The sequence below is a fragment of the Microbispora sitophila genome (genome assembly GCF_014892245.1).
Taxonomy (GTDB): Bacteria; Actinomycetota; Actinomycetes; order Streptosporangiales; family Streptosporangiaceae; genus Microbispora; species Microbispora siamensis.
Map to the genome: position 1 here is coordinate 41,477 of NZ_JADBGC010000014.1, position 16,364 is coordinate 57,840.

Annotated in this window: 17 protein-coding genes; 12 read left to right on the top strand and 5 right to left on the bottom strand. The window is 70.1% G+C overall.

The features are described 5' to 3' along the window. Positions 1-2: 2 nt before the first annotated feature. Entirely contained in the window at positions 3-377 is a 375-nt protein-coding gene (locus IL992_RS25185; protein ID WP_319018808.1) for a VOC family protein, read from the bottom strand. A 136-nt stretch (positions 378-513) separates the two neighbouring features. On the opposite strand from IL992_RS25185, the gene IL992_RS25190 reads away from it, so the two are divergent. From IL992_RS25190 to IL992_RS25210, 5 genes are all read left to right on the top strand, one after another. After that, positions 514-1,014: a beta-class carbonic anhydrase gene (locus IL992_RS25190; protein ID WP_193205852.1), complete on the top strand. Its 501-nt coding sequence runs from the start codon at positions 514-516 to the stop codon at positions 1,012-1,014. 290 nt (positions 1,015-1,304) lie between these two features. Next, positions 1,305-1,547: a TlpA family protein disulfide reductase gene (locus tag IL992_RS25195; protein WP_193205853.1), complete on the top strand. Its 243-nt coding sequence runs from the start codon at positions 1,305-1,307 to the stop codon at positions 1,545-1,547. Between the two features lie 507 nt (positions 1,548-2,054). Then, positions 2,055-2,660, top strand: coding sequence for a winged helix-turn-helix transcriptional regulator (locus tag IL992_RS25200; RefSeq protein ID WP_319018809.1), 606 nt, complete (start codon positions 2,055-2,057; stop codon positions 2,658-2,660). Between the two features lie 647 nt (positions 2,661-3,307). Beyond that, positions 3,308-4,318, top strand: coding sequence for an SPFH domain-containing protein (locus tag IL992_RS25205; RefSeq protein ID WP_193205854.1), 1,011 nt, complete (start codon positions 3,308-3,310; stop codon positions 4,316-4,318). 15 nt (positions 4,319-4,333) lie between these two features. Next, positions 4,334-4,657, top strand: a complete 324-nt coding sequence (locus IL992_RS25210; protein ID WP_193205855.1) for a hypothetical protein — start codon at positions 4,334-4,336, stop codon at positions 4,655-4,657. Here the strand turns inward: IL992_RS25210 and IL992_RS25215 are convergent. Beyond that, positions 4,629-5,174: a GNAT family N-acetyltransferase gene (locus IL992_RS25215; protein WP_193205856.1), complete on the bottom strand. Its 546-nt coding sequence runs from the start codon at positions 5,172-5,174 to the stop codon at positions 4,629-4,631. The two genes, IL992_RS25210 and IL992_RS25215, sit on opposite strands and share 29 nt — an antisense overlap. A gap of 144 nt (positions 5,175-5,318) precedes the next feature. On the opposite strand from IL992_RS25215, the gene IL992_RS25220 reads away from it, so the two are divergent. Beyond that, a complete protein-coding gene (locus IL992_RS25220) occupies positions 5,319-5,600 on the top strand; it encodes a hypothetical protein (protein ID WP_193205857.1) in 282 nt (93 codons plus the stop codon). Positions 5,601-5,644: 44 nt separating this feature from the next. Here the strand turns inward: IL992_RS25220 and IL992_RS25225 are convergent, their stop codons facing one another. After that, positions 5,645-7,717, bottom strand: a complete 2,073-nt coding sequence (locus tag IL992_RS25225; protein ID WP_193205858.1) for a DNA gyrase/topoisomerase IV subunit B — start codon at positions 7,715-7,717, stop codon at positions 5,645-5,647. A gap of 245 nt (positions 7,718-7,962) precedes the next feature. Between IL992_RS25225 and IL992_RS25230 the strand changes: the two genes are divergently transcribed. After that, entirely contained in the window at positions 7,963-8,193 is a 231-nt protein-coding gene (locus tag IL992_RS25230; RefSeq protein ID WP_142561501.1) for a DUF7455 domain-containing protein, read from the top strand. 144 nt (positions 8,194-8,337) lie between these two features. On the opposite strand, the gene IL992_RS25235 is transcribed toward IL992_RS25230, so the two are convergent. Then, a complete protein-coding gene (locus IL992_RS25235; RefSeq protein WP_193205859.1) occupies positions 8,338-9,069 on the bottom strand; it encodes a GNAT family N-acetyltransferase in 732 nt (243 codons plus the stop codon). Between the two features lie 99 nt (positions 9,070-9,168). Here IL992_RS25235 and IL992_RS25240 point away from each other — a divergent pair, with 99 nt between their 5' ends. Genes IL992_RS25240 through IL992_RS25250 form a run of 3 tightly spaced genes read left to right on the top strand, consistent with a single transcriptional unit; the run spans position 9,169 to position 12,381 of the window. Further along, a complete protein-coding gene (locus IL992_RS25240) occupies positions 9,169-10,530 on the top strand; it encodes an ABC transporter substrate-binding protein (RefSeq protein WP_319018810.1) in 1,362 nt (453 codons plus the stop codon). Position 10,531: 1 nt separating this feature from the next. Further along, positions 10,532-11,464 carry a carbohydrate ABC transporter permease gene (locus IL992_RS25245; RefSeq protein ID WP_319018811.1) on the top strand — a complete coding sequence of 311 codons (933 nt, stop codon included), beginning with the start codon at positions 10,532-10,534 and terminating at the stop codon, positions 11,462-11,464. Then, positions 11,461-12,381 carry a carbohydrate ABC transporter permease gene (locus tag IL992_RS25250; protein ID WP_193205860.1) on the top strand — a complete coding sequence of 307 codons (921 nt, stop codon included), beginning with the start codon at positions 11,461-11,463 and terminating at the stop codon, positions 12,379-12,381. The genes IL992_RS25245 and IL992_RS25250 overlap by 4 nt, the downstream gene beginning before the upstream one ends. Here the strand turns inward: IL992_RS25250 and IL992_RS25255 are convergent. Beyond that, a complete protein-coding gene (locus IL992_RS25255; protein ID WP_319018812.1) occupies positions 12,378-13,004 on the bottom strand; it encodes a GntR family transcriptional regulator in 627 nt (208 codons plus the stop codon). The genes IL992_RS25250 and IL992_RS25255 overlap by 4 nt on opposite strands. A 64-nt stretch (positions 13,005-13,068) precedes the next feature. Between IL992_RS25255 and aceE the strand changes: the two genes are divergently transcribed. Both aceE and IL992_RS25265 read left to right on the top strand, forming a co-directional pair. Continuing rightward, positions 13,069-15,525 carry a pyruvate dehydrogenase (acetyl-transferring), homodimeric type gene (gene aceE / locus IL992_RS25260; protein ID WP_193205861.1) on the top strand — a complete coding sequence of 819 codons (2,457 nt, stop codon included), beginning with the start codon at positions 13,069-13,071 and terminating at the stop codon, positions 15,523-15,525. 88 nt (positions 15,526-15,613) lie between these two features. Beyond that, entirely contained in the window at positions 15,614-16,363 is a 750-nt protein-coding gene (locus IL992_RS25265; RefSeq protein WP_193205862.1) for a YaaA family protein, read from the top strand. Position 16,364: the final 1 nt, after the last annotated feature.

Below are 16,364 nucleotides of genomic sequence, written 5' to 3' on the forward strand. Positions count from 1 at the left end.
CGTCAGTCCGACCCGGTGACCAGGCAGAACGGGTGCCCGGCCGGGTCGAGGAAGACGGTCCAGCCGCGTCCCTCGCCGGGCTGGTGCTCGTGCCTGACCGCCCCCAGGGCGAGCACCTGTTTCTCCGCCTCGGCCATGTCGTCCACGGTCAGGTCGAGATGGAACTGCTGCGGGTGCTCGGCGAACGGCCAGACCGGAGGCACGTACTCGGGGACCCGCTGGAAGGCGAGGCGGGCCTGGTCGTCGCCCGCGAGCGTGACCCAGTCCTCCTCCTCGTAGGCGACCTTCCAGCCGAGCAGGCCGGCGTAGAAGTGCGCCAGGGCCTTCGGCTCCGGGCAGTCGAGCACGACCGAGTGCATGCGCGCGACACCGCTCACGGTGACCCCTCTCCCTCGAATGGCAACACCAGTGAAGACCTTATACCGGTGTCACTACGAATGGCCACCCGCAAGATGCGCGCGAAAGCCCGCCCCCGCGATGACCGGTTGAGGGGCATCAGGCAACATCTGTGACATGACCGGTGCTTTCGACGACCTGCTGGACGCCAACGAGAAGTACGCGAGCACGTTCACCCACTCCGGCCTCAGCGGCCGCGCGGCGCGTGGGCTCGCGGTGGTGACGTGCATGGACTCCCGTATCGACCCGCTCGGGCTGCTCGGCCTGAGCGCGGGCGACGCGAAGATCCTGCGCAACGCGGGCGCGCGGGTGACCGACGACGTCCTGCGGACCCTTGTCCTCGCCGTCTACCTGCTCGGAGTCGACCGCGTGCTGGTGATGCCGCACACCGACTGCCGGATGTCCAAGTCGACCGACGAGGACGTGCACAACCTCATCGCCAACGAGTACGGCGTCGACACCCGCAGCCTCGAGTTCCAGACCGTCCCCGACCAGCGGGCCACGCTGCGGCACGACATCACCCGCATCAAGTCCAGCCCCTACCTGCCCAAGGACCTCGTCGTGGGCGGCGCGCTGTACGACGTGCACACGGGACGGCTTCAGCCCGTCGAGCTCTGAATCCCCGCCCCCGTACGGCAGGCCGCCCCGGCCTGCCGTACGGCGATAGGTTTTGCACCATAACCGAGCTCGCCGATCCGGCCGCTGCCGTCGAACAGTTCGACTGCCCGATGTGCGAGGTGCCTGCGGGCAGCGTCTGTCGAACCCGGGGCGGCAAGGTCGCTCCCAAGTACCACACGCTGCGCTTCATGCTGGTGCCGGCAGCTGCGCGCCGAATTCGGTGCGGCGCTGTTTGCGTTCTTCGCCGGCATGGCCGAGCCTGAGCGGGAGCCGCCGCCACCTACCAGGACGTGTCCTTCGTCGGCGTCGCGAGCCTGGATGGCGAAGCGGCGATGAAGGAGTTCGTCCAGCAGACCGGCACCGGCGGCCTCACCCACCTGTCGGATGAGAAGGGCGCGGTCTGGGCCAAGCTCGGCGTCGCCTCCCAGTCGACTTTCCTGTTCATGCGGCCCGACGGAACCACCACCAAGGCCACCGGTCCGCTGGGCGCCGAGGAGCTCGCCGCGCACCTCGAGAAGCTACGTGCGGGATGAGCGACCTGGCGGTGACCGCGGGCACCGTGGCCGCCCTCAACCCGTGCGGCTTCGCCCTGCTGCCCGCCTACCTGACCGCACTCCTGGCCGATACCAGCGGCATGTCCACCGCCGCCGCAGGGTCGGCCGAGGCCACAGCCGCGAGCCGCTGCTGCGCGTGCCCGCCCTGCGCACCAGGAGCCTGTCCCACTACGGCTACGGCCTGTCCTACGCCGTCGCCTCTCTGTCCTGCACCGTCGGCCCGTTCCTGGCCATCACAGCCTCGCTGACCAGCGGCGGCATCCTCGGCGGCCTGGCGGTCTTCCTCGCTTACGCGCTCGGCATGGGCCTGGTGATCACGCTCCTGTCACTGGCGGTCGCGCTGGCGCGTGGCGCCGTCGTGGCCAGGATGCGCCGCGTCCTGCCGTATGTGCCGCGGTCAGCGGCGTCCTCCTCATCCTCGCCGGACTGTATGTCTCCTACTACGGCTGGTACGAGCTGCGCCTGTTCGCCGGGGCCGCTGCCAGCGTGGTTGGCGACCGCTGGACGCTGCTCATCGTCCGCGAACTGCTCACTCAAGGTCCCTGCCGGTTCTCCGATCTGCGCCGCGGGTTGCCCGGCATCGCCAGCAACCTGCTCGCCGAGCGCCTGCGCGAGATGGAGACGACCGGCCTGATCACGCGGCACGACGAGCCGCCACCGATCGCCGCGACGCTGATCAGTCTCCCCGCTCGCGGCCGGGACCTCAGCGGCGTGGTACGCGAACTGTCGCGCTGGGGCGCACCCCTGATGATCGCCCCGCCGGCCGGTGACGAGTTCAGGATGCACTGGTTCTCGCTGCCGCTGCGCCATCTGTGCCGGGACGGCTCCCCTGACGAGCCGGCCGTTACCGTGCGCCTCAGCGATCTGTACGACGGCTGCGACATCACCGCCGACCACGGCCGGATCGACGTACGCCCCTGCTCGACCGAGCGCCGGCCCGAAGCCACGATCACCGCGCCGCCGCAAGTGCTCGTCGCGCTCTTCACAGGACTCATGACCCTGCAGGCAGCCACGGCCCCGGGACTGGTCATCGACGGCTCCACGGCGGCGCTCGAACGCCTCCTACCAGGAAAAGGACAAGCCGATGCCTGACGGCCGGGACACGCCGAACCGGGACCTCCTCGAGGAAATCGCCGCAGACTTCAGCAACCAGCCCGACGTTTCCATGGGAACGATGTTCCGCAGTCCAGGGCTGCCGGCTCTAGCTGCGCGTCGCGGTTGTCGTCGAAGTCGGCCGGCAGGTCGGCCTCGGGGTTGCGCCAGATCTTGCCGCCTTCCACCCAGATCTCCCGCCGCCGGGATCGCCTTGCGCAGCGCCACCAGCACGCATAGCTCATACGGGACGCGCTCGACGCCGGTCACCCTGATGATGGCTCACCTCATGCCGCGCCGGCCGCGCAAGCTCATGGCGCTGATCGGCCGGAAGGTCGCCCGGCCGGTGCCGACGAGTTCGCGCCCAGCCTGGCGCACTGACGTCTACAGGGTCAGGCGGCCGGGAGCGGCGTGGTGGGGAAGGGCACGCCGGTGAGATGCCGGCAAGCTCACCGACGCGTCGTCGCCGTGGCCACCCACGCGTCCTGACCGCCGCCTCCGACATCGACTGCGGCAACCCGATGGCGGCCCCCGGGACGAGGGCCTTCCGGAACCGGGGCACCCGGCTGCTACGTTGTCCTGCCGACGACACGTGAGCTTTTCCCCGGTACCGCAACCGGTCCCGAGGCGCCCCCCAAGGAGCCCGCATGCCCAGCCGCACTTCCTCCGCCTCCGGCGGCACGTCGCGCAGGTCCTACCGTGGCATCGCCATCCTGGTGATCCTCGCGCTCATCGTCGTCGGGGCGCCGACCCTGATCGGCGCGTTCAGCGGGTTCGAGCGCACCAGCGGCGGCGAGGTGGCGGTCGTCCGCGACGGCGGCCCGCTCGACGACAACAAGGTCCGTCAGGTCATCGACCCGGGCTCCGGGGTGACCTGGATCGGCTGGTGGTCCCAGATGCACCGCTATCCCGCCCAGCAGAGGTTCTACACGATCACCTCCGACGCCGGACACGGCGAGAGGTCCGGTGTCGACGTCGTCAACGTGCCGAGCGGCGACGGCGTCAACATGGGCATCGAAGGCACGCTCTACTTCGGCCTCAACCTCGACCACCAGACGCTGAAGTCGTTCGACGACAAGTTCGGCACGCGCAAGTTCCGCAGCACCAACGGCGGGACCTACTACCCCTGGGAGGGCGACGAGGGCTGGTCGGCCTTCCTCGACCAGATCATCCGGCCGGTGATCGACAACGATCTGCGCACCCAGATCAACAACTTCCGCTGCGCGGAACTGGTCTCCTCCTGCGCGCTCGTGCAGAACAACAGCGCCGGCCAGCAGGGCGGGGGCACGCCGCAACAGGGCAACAACGCGAACATCGCCAAGATCCAGAACGCGGTCAACACGAGCCTGGCCGAGGACCTCAAGTCGACCCTCGGCGCCGACTACCTCACCGGCATCCACTTCAACCTCTCGCGGGTGACCCTGCCCTCGGAGGTCCAGGAGGCGGTCAACCAGGCGCAGGCCGCGTTCGCGAAGGTCACCGAGGCACAGGCGAAGGTCGCCCAGGCACGCGCCGAGGCGGAGGCCAACAAGGCCCGGCAGGACGGCTACAACAAGTGCCCCACGTGCGCGGAGATCGAGAAGCTGAAGGCCCTGCCCCAGGGCATCACGGTGTACGCGCCGGGCAATACTGGAGGCGTCGCTCTGCCCACCAAGTAGGGAGCCGGGACCCCGATGCGCCTGCTCGCCCTTCCGGTGACGCTCATCGTCATCGCCGTGCTCGTGTATCTGCTCGTGACGCTCGTACGCGGCGGGAAGCCGGCGTCCCCGCGGGAGGCGGCCGGCTCACCCCGCTGGGAGACCGACACGGTCATGGAGAATGGGTGGACCCTGATCGTCGTACGCAAGGTCGCTCCCGGTCCCAACGGGCCGGTGGAGCTCACCAGGCAGACGGTCAGAGCCATCCGCGACGACGACCCGGACTGGGACGAGCGCTACCGGGAGGGCATGCTGGAGGCCCGCAACCGCGTCAGCACCCTGGAGATCGAGTCGGGATGAGCCCGAGCAGGCTCGAGGGCATTTCGAGTTCGACCTCGTGGCGGATCGGGATGCCGTCGAGACCGATCTCGGGGATCGACGGCTTGAGCTCACGCGACCGTGCGACGGCGTCGCGGTGCACGGCGACGAGGTCGAAGCCGTACCGCTGGTAGAAGCGCAGCGCGCGCAGGTTGTCGTTCGTCGTGACCAGCCACAGTCGGACGGCGCCTCCGGCGCACGCCGCTCCGGCCACGGCGTCGATGAGGGCGGTGCCCACTCCGGCCCCTTCGCGTACGGAGTCGAGTGTGACGAGTTCGCACTCCCGGCCGGCGATTCTGTAGGTGGCGACGCCCGCGCGTGCCCCGTCGAGCAGCGCGACGAATCCGGGAAGCGCGGTCGTGTCGTGGGCGACGCCTCGGCTGACCGATACGACCCCTCCCCACCGCTCGGTGAACAACTCCCGCACCCAGGTGACGTCCTCGGCGGTGAGCGGCCGCACGGTCACCTGGCTCTTCTGCTCGCGTTCAAGAGCTGTCATGAGCACATGATCACAGATAACCCGACGAGGTCCGCCCCGGCCGTCGCGTGGCCGATTGTGGACACCGCCCGTCAGATCGACCCTGGGGCGGCCCGGGTAGGGATGCACGCGTCCGCACCTCCTCCCCCGGGAAGGGCGCCCCCCATGAACGCTCTGGTCACGCGCGTGGTCACGGTCTCCGCCGCCGTCGTCCTGGCGAGCGCCGTCACGGCCGCGCCCGCCACGGCCGACGACGCCAACTACACCTGCGCGAGCGGCACCCGATTCCTCCTGTCCGACCTGCTGGGCTACATCATCACGGCCAGCGGCTGCACAGGGTCGGGCACCGGCACCTGGGGAACGATCACCATCCCCTCCGGGAGCTACTTCTGCCAGAGGGTGGCCTACTACCCGGAAATCGACTACGCCAACGGCCAGCGATGCTGAGCTCACGACGGTGAGCCGGTGCCCGGCGTGGCGCCGGGCACCGGTCAGGCGTCGATGTGGTCGCGGTCCACCTCGGCGGCGCTGCCGATGATGAACTCGCGGCGCGGGCCCACGTCGCTGCCCATGAGGAGGTTGAAGATGTGCTCGGCGTCCTCCACGTCCTCGATCCGCACGCGGCGCAGGACGCGGTGGCGGGGGTCCATGGTCGTCTCGGCGAGCTGGTCGGCGTCCATCTCGCCGAGGCCCTTGTAACGCTGCACGGGGTCCTTCCAGCGCTTGCCGCGCCGCTCCAGGTCGCGCAGGACCTTGTGCAGCTCGGCGTCGCTGTAGGTGTAGATGTACTTGTCCTGGCCACGCCCGGGGTTGGTGACCTCGATGCGGTGCAGCGGCGGAACCGCGGCGAACACCCGCCCGGCCTCGACCATCGGCTTCATGTAGCGGTGGAAGAGCGTGAGCAGCAGGCAGCGGATGTGCGCGCCGTCCACGTCCGCATCGGCCATCAAGATGATCTTGCCGTAGCGGGCCGAATCGATGTCGAACGAGCGGCCGGACCCGGCGCCGACCACCTGGATGATGGCGGCGCACTCGGCGTTCTTGAGCATGTCGGCGACCGACGCCTTCTGCACGTTCAGGATCTTGCCGCGGATGGGCAGCAGCGCCTGGAACTCCGAGTCGCGGGCGAGCTTGGCCGTGCCCAGCGCGGAGTCACCCTCGACGATGAACAGCTCGCTGCGGTCCACGTCGTCGCTGCGGCAGTCGACCAGCTTGGCGGGCAGCGCCGAGTTCTCCAGGGCGGACTTGCGCCGCTGGTTGTCGCGGTGCTCGCGGGCGGCGATGCGGGCCTTGGCCGCGGCGACGACCTTCTCCAGCACCGCGCGCAGCTGCTGCTTCTGCCCCCGCTTGGGGTTGGCGAACAGCGCCTTGAGCTCCCGGGCGACCACGTGGGCGACGATGCGGCTGGCCGCGTAGGTGCCGAGCACCTCCTTGGTCTGGCCCTCGAACTGCGGCTCGGGAACCCGCACGGTGACCACCGCGGTCAGCCCTTCGAGGATGTCCTCCTTGGTCACCGGCTCGTCGCCGTTCTTCAGCAGCCGGGTCTCCCTGAGCTGCTCGTTGACCGTGCGGACCAGCGCCCGCTCGAACCCCGCCACGTGGGTGCCGCCCTTCGGCGTGGCGATCACGTTCACGAACGAGCGTACGGTCGTCTCATAGCCCTTCCCCCAACGGATCGCGACGTCGACGGTGAGCTCCCGCTCGATCTCCGTCGGCGTCATGTGGCCCTGCTCGTCGAGCACGGGGACCGTCTCGTGGAAGTGGCCCTCTCCCTGCAGCCGCAGCACGTCGCACACGGCCTCGTCACGGGACAGGAACTCGGTGAACTCGCTGATGCCGCCGTCGAAGCGGAACGTCTCCTCGACCGGCTCCTCGCCGCGGACGTCGCGCACCACGAGCGTGAGCCCCGGCACCAGGAAGGCCGTCTGGCGCAGCCGCACGTGGATCTCGTCGAGCGAGACCTCCGCCTCGGGCAGGAAGATCTGCCGGTCGGCCCAGAAGCGCACGCGGGTGCCGGTGGTGTTGCGCGGGGCCGGGCCGCCGTCGCGCAGGCCGGACTTCTTGCGGAACTTGGCGGTCGGGCCGTCGCCGTCGAAAACGCCGGGCACGCCCCGGCGGAAGCTGATCTGGTGGACCTTGCCGTCGCGGTCGACCTCCACGTCGACGCGGGAGGACAGCGCGTTGACCACCGAGGCGCCGACGCCGTGCAGACCGCCGGAGGCGCCGTAGGAACCGCCGCCGAACTTGCCGCCCGCGTGGAGCTTCGTGTAGACGAGCTCGACGCCGGCCAGGCCGCTCTTGGGCTCGATGTCGACGGGGATGCCACGCCCGTTGTCACGCACTTCGATCGAGCCGTCCGCGTGCAGCTCGACCTCGATCCGCGTGCAGTAGCCGCCGAGCGCCTCGTCGACGGCGTTGTCCACGATCTCCCACAGGCAGTGCATGAGGCCGCGCGTGTCCGTGGAGCCGATGTACATCCCCGGGCGCTTGCGGACGGCCTCCAGGCCTTCCAGCACAGAGAGATGACGGGCGGTGTACCCCGTCTCCGCGCGAACCGCAGTCACACCCAACTCCTACTTATCAATCGAACACGCGTACGCAGCTTAACGCCACTCATGTTTGTACGCGCACAAGCTTGCCAGGCGCAGCACAATGACCGGCACTTTCGCTGTGATCCGCGTCACTTTACGGATCATTCTGCTCTCGGCGTAGTCGGAGCATGATTGGGAAGGGCCGTATCCGGTTAGATGTTGTCCCAAGTGACTGACGCCAACGTCCCCACAGCGTGGGGCGACCCGAAAGGCGATACGTGACTGGAGCTCTCGCCCCCATCAAGCCGCTGACGGCCCTGGACCGGTGCGACCGGTGCGGTGCTCAGGCCTACATCCGCGCGACCCTGCCCGTGGGTGGGGAGTTGCTGTTCTGCGCCCACCACGGGCGTCAGCACGTGACTGTGCTGCGCGACAAAGGTGCTGAGATCCAGGACGAGTCGGCCCGACTCAGTGAATCCCCCGCGACCGCCCCTGACGGCGAGCGCTGACCCTATAGACGGCGTGCCGGAGCGTCAGACGATGATGTCGGCTCCGCGCGCCGTCGCCATATAAGCCATCAACCCGGACGACCCGACCGGCGCGACCGCCGTTCCCCGCTTCCCCCGGGGTTCGCGGCGGACGGCGCCGGTGGGTCAGGCCCGCACCCGGTAGTGATAGCGGCCGGCGACGGTGAAGCCCTCGCGCCCGTAGAGCGCGCGGGCACCGGCGTTGGCCTCGGTCACCACCAGATAGGCGCTGTCGGCGCCGCGTCCCCGCCCCCAGGCGAGCAGGGTGCGCAGCACGGCCGCGCCCAGCCCTCGCCGTCTGGCGTGCGGCTCGACCGCCATGCAGTAGACCCCGAGCCAGCGCCCCTGCGGCACGCCCCTTCCCACCGCGCCCTCGTCGAGGAGGACGTACCCGGCGGGCACCCCACCGAGGATCCGCTCGCCCCATGTCCGCGCCGGAATCTCCCCGGTGTCGCCGTGGCGCCCGCCGTCCACGCTCCACCAGGTGCGCAGCCAACGCTCGGACGGCCTGTCCTCCACCGCCGCGGCGGCGGCAGGCTCATCGCCGGTGAGCGGCCTGGTCATCACCAGGGTGGGGTCCACGAGCAGGTAGCCCCGGCGGCCGAGTTCGTCGTCGAGCCCGGGAGTCGCGCCCATGCCGACCGAGAACACGCAGGGCTGCCCGATGCCCGCGTAGAACCGCTCGGCCCGGTCGACCGCCTCCGGCAGGTCCGCGCACTCTCCCAACGCCAGCACCGAGTTGGCCCGTTTCGTCACACCGCCCGCATGCCGGTAGACCCAGCCGCCGTCCTCGGCCCGTCCCGGCGCCGGCCATGCCGCATCGACCAGCAGGTCGAACTGTGAAATATCCCGATCCACCCGGCGCAGCCTAGCTGACCTGCACTACTCGGGTTTAGATCTTGCCTCCTGGGCAGTGGGAGGCTTTCGATCCCTCGAACCCCCCTCGAAGGAGCGGCGGTGTCCCCATCGCGCAGGAACCGTACCGGCATCGTCGTACTGGCCACAGCCCTGGCAGGCGTATCGGCCCTGTCCGCGTGCGGCGGCGTGGGAGCCGCGGACGGCGCGTCGCCGGGCGGCGGTTCCGCCCTGACCACCATGGGCTTCGGCTTCCCCGACGAGATCGCCACGACCCGGGTGGACGCCTTCAAGAAGGCGCATCCCGAGGTGAAGCTCACCGTCAACCAGGGCCAGTTCGACGAGCAGGCCTTCCTGTCGGCGGTGGCGAGCGGCAACCCGCCCGACGTCGTCTACCTCGGCCGCGAACTGATCGGCACGTACGCCGCCGGGGGCGCGATCCAGCCGTTGGACGACTGTGTGGCCAAGGAGGGCATCCCGATGTCCGACTTCTACCCCGCCGCCCAGCAGCAGGTGAAGCTGAACGACAAGTGGTACGGCGTGCCGGAGTTCTACACCTCGATCATCCTGCTGGTGAACGACAAGGCCGCCAAGGACGCCGGAGTGGACCCGGCGAGCATCGACACCTCCGACTGGGACACCCTGGCCGCCCTGGCCAGGAAGATGAACAAGGTCTCCGGCGGCAGGATCGAGCGTTTCGGCTTCTACCCCAAGCTGCCGGAGTTCCTCCCCCTGTGGGCCAAGGCCAACGGTGCCGACCTGCTGTCGGCGGACGGGAAGACCTCCCGCCTCGACGACCCGAAGGTCGCGGAGGCGCTCGACTACGCCAACGGGCTGCTCGACGACCAGGGCGGCTGGACCAAGCTCAAGGCGTTCACCGACACCTTCGACTACTTCGGCGAGAAGAACCCGATCGCCGAGGACCAGATCGGGATGATGCTCACCGAGCAGTTCCTGGTCACCTCCATGGCGAGCACCTCCCCCGACGCGAAGATCACCGTACTGCCGTTCAAGGACAGGCAGGGCAATCCGGTCACCATGGTCGGCGGCAACGGCTGGGTCATCCCCAAAGGGGCCAAGCACCCGGACGTCGCCTGCCAGTGGATCAAGACGATGACCTCGGCCGACACCTGGATCGCGGCGGCGAAGGCGCGGGCGGCCAAGCGGGCCCAGGAGGGCAAGCCCTACCCGGGCACGTTCACGGCCAACGCCAAGGCCGACCAGGCGATCTTCTCCCAGATCGTCAAGCCGAGCGGGCACAAGCCGTACGACGACGCGACCGCGACGATCCTGGGCGTGCAGGACAAGGGCTTCGTCGTCCCGCAGTCGGCCGCCGCGGCGGAGTTCCGCACCGCCTGGCTCGACGCGGCGACCCGGGTGATGCAGGGACGCCAGGACGCGAAGGCCGCGCTGGCCCAGGCGCATCAGGAGGCCACCAAGGCCCTCCGGGCCGCGGCGGGCTGACGTGGCTCGCCCGCTTTCCGGACTGGCCCGCCACGAGGCCCGCTGGGCCTACGTGTTCCTGCTGCCATGGCTGATCGGCCTGGTGGTCTTCCAGGCCGGGCCCATGGTCGCGAGCCTCGTGCTCTCGCTGACCGACTACGACCTGATCTCCAGGCCGAAGTTCGTCGGCCTCGGCAACTACGCCGCGATGACGGAGGACCCGAAGGTCGCCGGGGCGATCGGCAACACGGCCTTCTACACGGTCCTGCACGTGCCGCTGGCGCTGGTGATCTCACTGCTGCTCGCGCTCATGCTCAACCGCGTCACCGGCCGGGCCGCCGGGTTCTTCCGCACGGTGTTCTACCTGCCGTCGATGACGCCGTACGTCGCGGTGGGCGTGCTGTTCCTGTTCCTGCTGAACGGCCAGGCGGGGCTGGTCAACCAGTTCCTCGGGCTGTTCGGCGTGGACGGGCCGCAGTGGACGACCGACCCCGCGTGGGTCAAGCCCGGCATCGTGCTGATGTCGCTGTGGAACCTCGGCTCGACGACGATCATCCTGTTCGCCGCCCTGCGCAACGTGCCGCGCGACCTGTACGAGGCCGCGATGATCGACGGCGCGGGCCCCTGGCAGCGGTTCCGCTCGGTGACGCTGCCGATGATCAGCTCCGCGCTGTTCTTCGTGCTGATCATCAACACGATCGCGGCGCTGCAGATGTTCGACCAGGTCTACACGATGTTCTTCGGCAACCAGACCGCCCAGCACTCCTACGGCGACTCGGCCCTGTTCTACGTCGTCTATCTGTTCCAGCAGGGCTTCCAGTTCCTGCACATGGGCTACGCGTCGGCGCTCGCCTGGCTGCTGTTCACGATCATCGGGGTCATCACGATCGTGCAGGTCAAGGTCGGCAACCGGTTCGTCTACTACGCGGCCGAGCCTCCGGGAGGGACGCGATGACCACGACGGCGGGCCGTACGCTGCCGGGGGCCGCCGGCGTGGCGGAGCGGGCGCGGGCGGCGGCGCGCGACGACCGCCCGGGCACGGCCGGCACCCGCAGGGCGTTCTTCCTCATCATGCTCTCGGCCGCCGCGGCGGTGTTCCTCTACCCGTTCGTGTGGCTGGTCGTGGCCTCGCTGAAGCCGCGCGACCGGACGTTCGCCGACCCGTTCCTCCCCTGGCCGCACCCGTTCGCCCCGGAGAACTACGCGAACGTGTGGGACGCCGCGCCGATGCTGGCCTGGCTGTTCAACACGGTCGTCGTGGGGGTCATGGCGGCCCTCACGGTGACCGTGTCGAGCGCGTTCGTCGCCTTCGGGTTCGCCTACTTCCGTTTCCCTGGGCGCGGCGTGCTGTTCGGCAGCGTGCTCGCCACGATGATGCTTCCGGCGGCCGTCACGCTCGTGCCGACGTACCTGATCTGGAACTCGGTCGGCCTGACCGGCACGCAGGTGCCGCTGTGGGCGGGCAACGTGTTCGGGTCGGCGTTCTACATCTTCCTGCTGCGCCAGTTCTTCCTCGGCATCCCGCGCTACGTCTTCGAGGCGGCCAGGGTGGACGGCGCGTCCTACCTCGACCTGTTCTGGCGGATCGCGTTGCCCCTCGGCCGCCCGGCCCTGATCATCGCGTTCATCTTCGAGCTCAAGGCGAGCTGGTTCGACCTGATGAAGCCGCTGATCTACCTGCAGGATCCCGCGCTGTTCACGCTGCCGCGCGGGCTCAAGGCCGTGGTCGACCAGTTCTACCAGGGCGGCGACCCCAAGTGGGAGATCGTCCTGGCCGCGAGCGTGATCACCACGCTGCCGCTGGTCGTCGTCTTCTTCGCCGGCCAGCGCTACTTCGTGCGGGGCATCGCCACGACCGGCCAGAAAGGCTAGATCGTTCCCCCGGGAGCGACCGGGGCGTAGCCGAGCACGTGCTCGCGGAGCAGGACGCCCACCTCGGGGTCGTTCCGCGCGAACGCCTCCACGAGAGGCCCGTGGTCGGCGGCGTTCTCGTGCGGGCGCATCCGGAACAGGCGGATCGACAGGTGGGTCCACACCTCGATGCCGAGCGACTCCCACACCGACAGCAGCACCTCGTTGCCCGAGGCCTTCACGATCTCCCGGTGAAAGGCGACGCCGTGCCGCACCTGATCGTGCAGGGAGCCGGCCGCCGCCGCCTCGTGCAGGCGGCCGAGGTGCGTACGCAGCGCCTCCACGCGGGGCCTGCCCAGCCGGACGGCGGTCTCCTCCAGGCCCGCCCGCACCTGGTACACCTCGCGGAGATCCTCCCGGGTGAGCCTGCGGACCCGCGCGCCCTTGTTGGGCGCGGACTCGATGAGCCTGAGCGCCTCCAGCTCGCGCAGGGCCTCACGCACCGGGGCCTGGCTGACGCTCAGCTCCGCCGCCATGTGCCGCTCGACGAGGCGGTCGCCGGGCTTCCATCGCCCGTTGATCAGGCCGTCGAGCACGGCTTGCCGGATCTGGTCGCGAAGCGGCGACCGTACGACGGGTTCCACGACACCGATGATAGGGCCGCATCGCAGACATCCTATGATCGATCATAGGGTGTTTAATGAATACATGGACGAAGACCTGGATCCGCAGGAGACCGCCGAATGGCTCGAATCCCTCGAGGCGGTCCGCCGTGCAGCCGGCCCCGAACGGGCCGACTACCTGCTGAGGCGGCTGGCGACGACCACCCGCTACATCAACACCGTCCCGACCTCCGAGGAGCCCCGCTACCCGGGTGACCTGGAGCTGGAGGAACGCATCGCCGCGTACGACCGGTGGAACGCCGCAGCGATGATCACCAGAGGGAGCCGGCTGGGGCTCGGCGGCCACCTGGCGACCTACGCCTCGGCCGCCTGGCTGTACGAGGTGGGCTTCAACCACTTCTTCCACGCCGGCCGCGACCAGGTCTACTTCCAGGGCCACGCCTCCCCCGGCATCTACGCCCGGGCCTTCCTGGAGGGCAGGCTGAGCGAAGCCCAGCTCGACCTGTTCAGGCGTGAGCCCGAGGGCGGGCTGCCGTCGTACCCGCACCCGCGGTCCATGCCGGACTTCTGGCAGTTCCCCACCGTCTCCATGGGCCTCGGCCCGCTCAACGCGATCTACCAGGCCAGGTTCAACCGCTATCTGCACAATCGCGGCATCAAGGACACCTCGCGCAGCCACGTGTGGGCCTTCCTGGGCGACGGTGAGATGGACGAGCCGGAGTCCACGGCCGCCCTCACCCTGGCCGCCCGCGAAGGGCTCGACAACCTCACTTTCGTGATCAACTGCAACCTGCAGCGGCTCGACGGGCCGGTGCGCGGCAACACCCGCATCGTGCAGGAGCTCGAGGGCGTCTTCAGGGGCGCGGGCTGGCACGTCGTCAAGGCGCTGTGGGGCCGGGAGTGGGACGGACTGCTCCGCTCGGACGAGCTGGTGGCCCGGCTGGGCGAGGTGCCGGACGGGCAGTTCCAGACGTTCGCCGCCTCGACGGGCGCCTATATCAGGGAGCGGCTGTTCCGGGGACTGGACGTGCCGTACTCGGACGCGGACCTGCAGCGGATCGTCGGCGGATCGCGGGCGGGCCACGAGCCGCCGAAGGTGTACGCGGCCTACCGCAGGGCCCTGGACAACCGGGGCGCGCCCACGGTGGTCCTCGTGCAGACCGTGAAGGGCTGGACCCTCGGCGCGGGGATCGAGGCGCGCAACGCCAACCACCAGATGAAGAAGCTCACCCAGGACGAGTTCCGTGCGCTGCGCGACCGGCTCGGCCTGCCGGTGCCGGACGAGGCGCTCGACGGCGACCTGCCGCCATACCTGCATCCCGGGCCGGACTCGCCCGAGGCGCGGTACGCCGCCGAGCGGCGCCGCGACCTGGGCGGGCCCGTCCCCCGTCGCACGGTCGCCCACCGCCCGCTGCCGGCCCCGGGCGAGGCGCCGTTCCGGGCCCTGGAGAAGGGCCCGAAGCAGCCGGTGGCCACGACGATGGCCTTCGTCCGCCTGATCAAGGACCTGATGAGGGAGCCGGAGACAGGACGCCGCTGGGTGCCGATCGTGCCCGACGAGGCCAGGACGTTCGGCATGGAGTCGCTGTTTCCCACCGCCAAGATCTATTCGCCGCTGGGCCAGCGCTACGAGTCCGTCGACCGGGACCTGCTGCTGTCGTACAAGGAGGCGGTCGATGGGCAGATCCTGCTGGAAGGCATCACCGAGGCCGGGTCGATGGCGTCGTTCACGGCCGCGGCCTCCAGCTACGCCACCCACGGCGAAGCCATGATCCCCTTCTACATCTTCTACTCGATGTTCGGCTGGCAGCGCACCGGCGACCAGATGTGGGCGCTGGCCGACCAGCTCGGCCGCGGGTTCCTCGTCGGCGCCACCGCCGGGCGGACCACGATGACCGGAGAGGGCCTGCAGCACGCGGACGGTCACTCCCAGCTCCTCGCCTCCGCCAACCCGGCGTGCCTGGCCTACGATCCCGCCTTCGCCTACGAGGTGGGGGCGATCGTGCGTGAGGGGCTCCGGCGCATGTACGGCCCCGACGGCGAGGACGTGTTCTACTACCTGACCGTCTACAACGAGCCGCTGCCCCAGCCCCCGATGCCCGAGGGAGTCGAGGAGGGCATCCTCCGGGGGATCTACCGGTACGCCGCCGGCGGCGGTCAGGCTCACCTGCTGGCCAGCGGCACCGCGATCCACTGGGCGCTGGACGCGCAGCGACTGCTCCGGGAGGAGTACGGCCTGGGCGTGGACGTGTGGTCGGTCACCTCCTGGAGCGAGCTGCGCCGCGACGCCATGACCACCGCGGGCGTGCCCTACATCCGGCAGGCCCTGGCCGGGACCTCGGGGCCGGTGATCGCGGTCAGCGACTGGATGCGCGCGGTGCCGGACCAGATCAGCCCGTGGATCGACCGGCCGTGGACCTCGCTCGGCACCGACGGGTTCGGGCTGTCGGGCACCCGCGAGGCGGTACGCAGGCATTTCGGCGTGGATCCGCGCTCGATCGCGGAGGCCGTGCTCAAGGCCGTGGAGACCGGCCGGGATTGAGCGACGCGTCGCTTCGGGGGTGGCGCCCCGATCGGGGAAACTCTCCGGTCGGGGCCTCTCCGGTCGGGGCGCAGTAGGCTGCGGAACCGTGCTCATCCTGCTTCCGCCGTCGGAGGGGAAGGCCGAGCGGGGCACCTCCACCGTCCGCCGGCTCAGCTTCCCCGAACTCGCCTCGCCGCGCGAGAAGGTCCTCGACGCCCTCGTCTCGCTCTGCCACACGCCCGAGGCGCGCGACGTGCTCGGCCTGTCGGATGGGCAGGCCGGCGAGATCGAGCGCAACCTGACCCTCCCCACGGCGCGCACGCTGCCCGTCGCCGCCCTCTACACGGGCGTGCTGTACGACAACCTGGGCCTGGCCACCCTCTCCCCCGAGGCCCGGCGGCGGGCCGACCGGAGGATCGTCGTGTTCTCGGCGCTGTGGGGCCTGCTGCGCCCGTCCGACCGCGTGCCGCCCTACCGGCTGTCCATGGGCGTACGGCTGCCGCCGATGGGCGGCCTGGCCGCGTTCTGGCGGCCGTCGATCAGCGCGGTGCTCGACGCGACGAAGGGGCTCGTGGTGGACATGCGGTCCGCGACGTACGCCGCCGCCTGGCAGCCCGGCGAACGCGGCGTGGCCGTACGGGTGCTGAGGGAGGCGGCCGGGAAGCGCACCGTCGTCAGCCACATGGCGAAGGCCACCCGGGGCGTGGTGGCCCGCTCACTCGTCGAGACCCCCGACCGGCCCCGCACGGCCGGGGATCTGGCCGACCTGCTGACCGGCCTGGGACATCGGGTGGAACTGGCGGCGCCGGGCGGGCGGGGAAGGCCGCGGACGCTCGACGTGATCGTGGACGAGTGAG

Coding starts and splice junctions, on each gene's coding strand:
- IL992_RS25210 (WP_193205855.1), top strand. CDS start 4,334: ATGCGCCTGCTCGCCCTTCCGGTGACGCTCATCGTCATCGCCGTGCTC.
- aceE (WP_193205861.1), top strand. CDS start 13,069: ATGGACGAAGACCTGGATCCGCAGGAGACCGCCGAATGGCTCGAATCC.
- IL992_RS25205 (WP_193205854.1), top strand. CDS start 3,308: ATGCCCAGCCGCACTTCCTCCGCCTCCGGCGGCACGTCGCGCAGGTCC.
- IL992_RS25190 (WP_193205852.1), top strand. CDS start 514: ATGACCGGTGCTTTCGACGACCTGCTGGACGCCAACGAGAAGTACGCG.
- IL992_RS25220 (WP_193205857.1), top strand. CDS start 5,319: ATGAACGCTCTGGTCACGCGCGTGGTCACGGTCTCCGCCGCCGTCGTC.
- IL992_RS25215 (WP_193205856.1), bottom strand. CDS start 5,174: ATGACAGCTCTTGAACGCGAGCAGAAGAGCCAGGTGACCGTGCGGCCG.
- IL992_RS25250 (WP_193205860.1), top strand. CDS start 11,461: ATGACCACGACGGCGGGCCGTACGCTGCCGGGGGCCGCCGGCGTGGCG.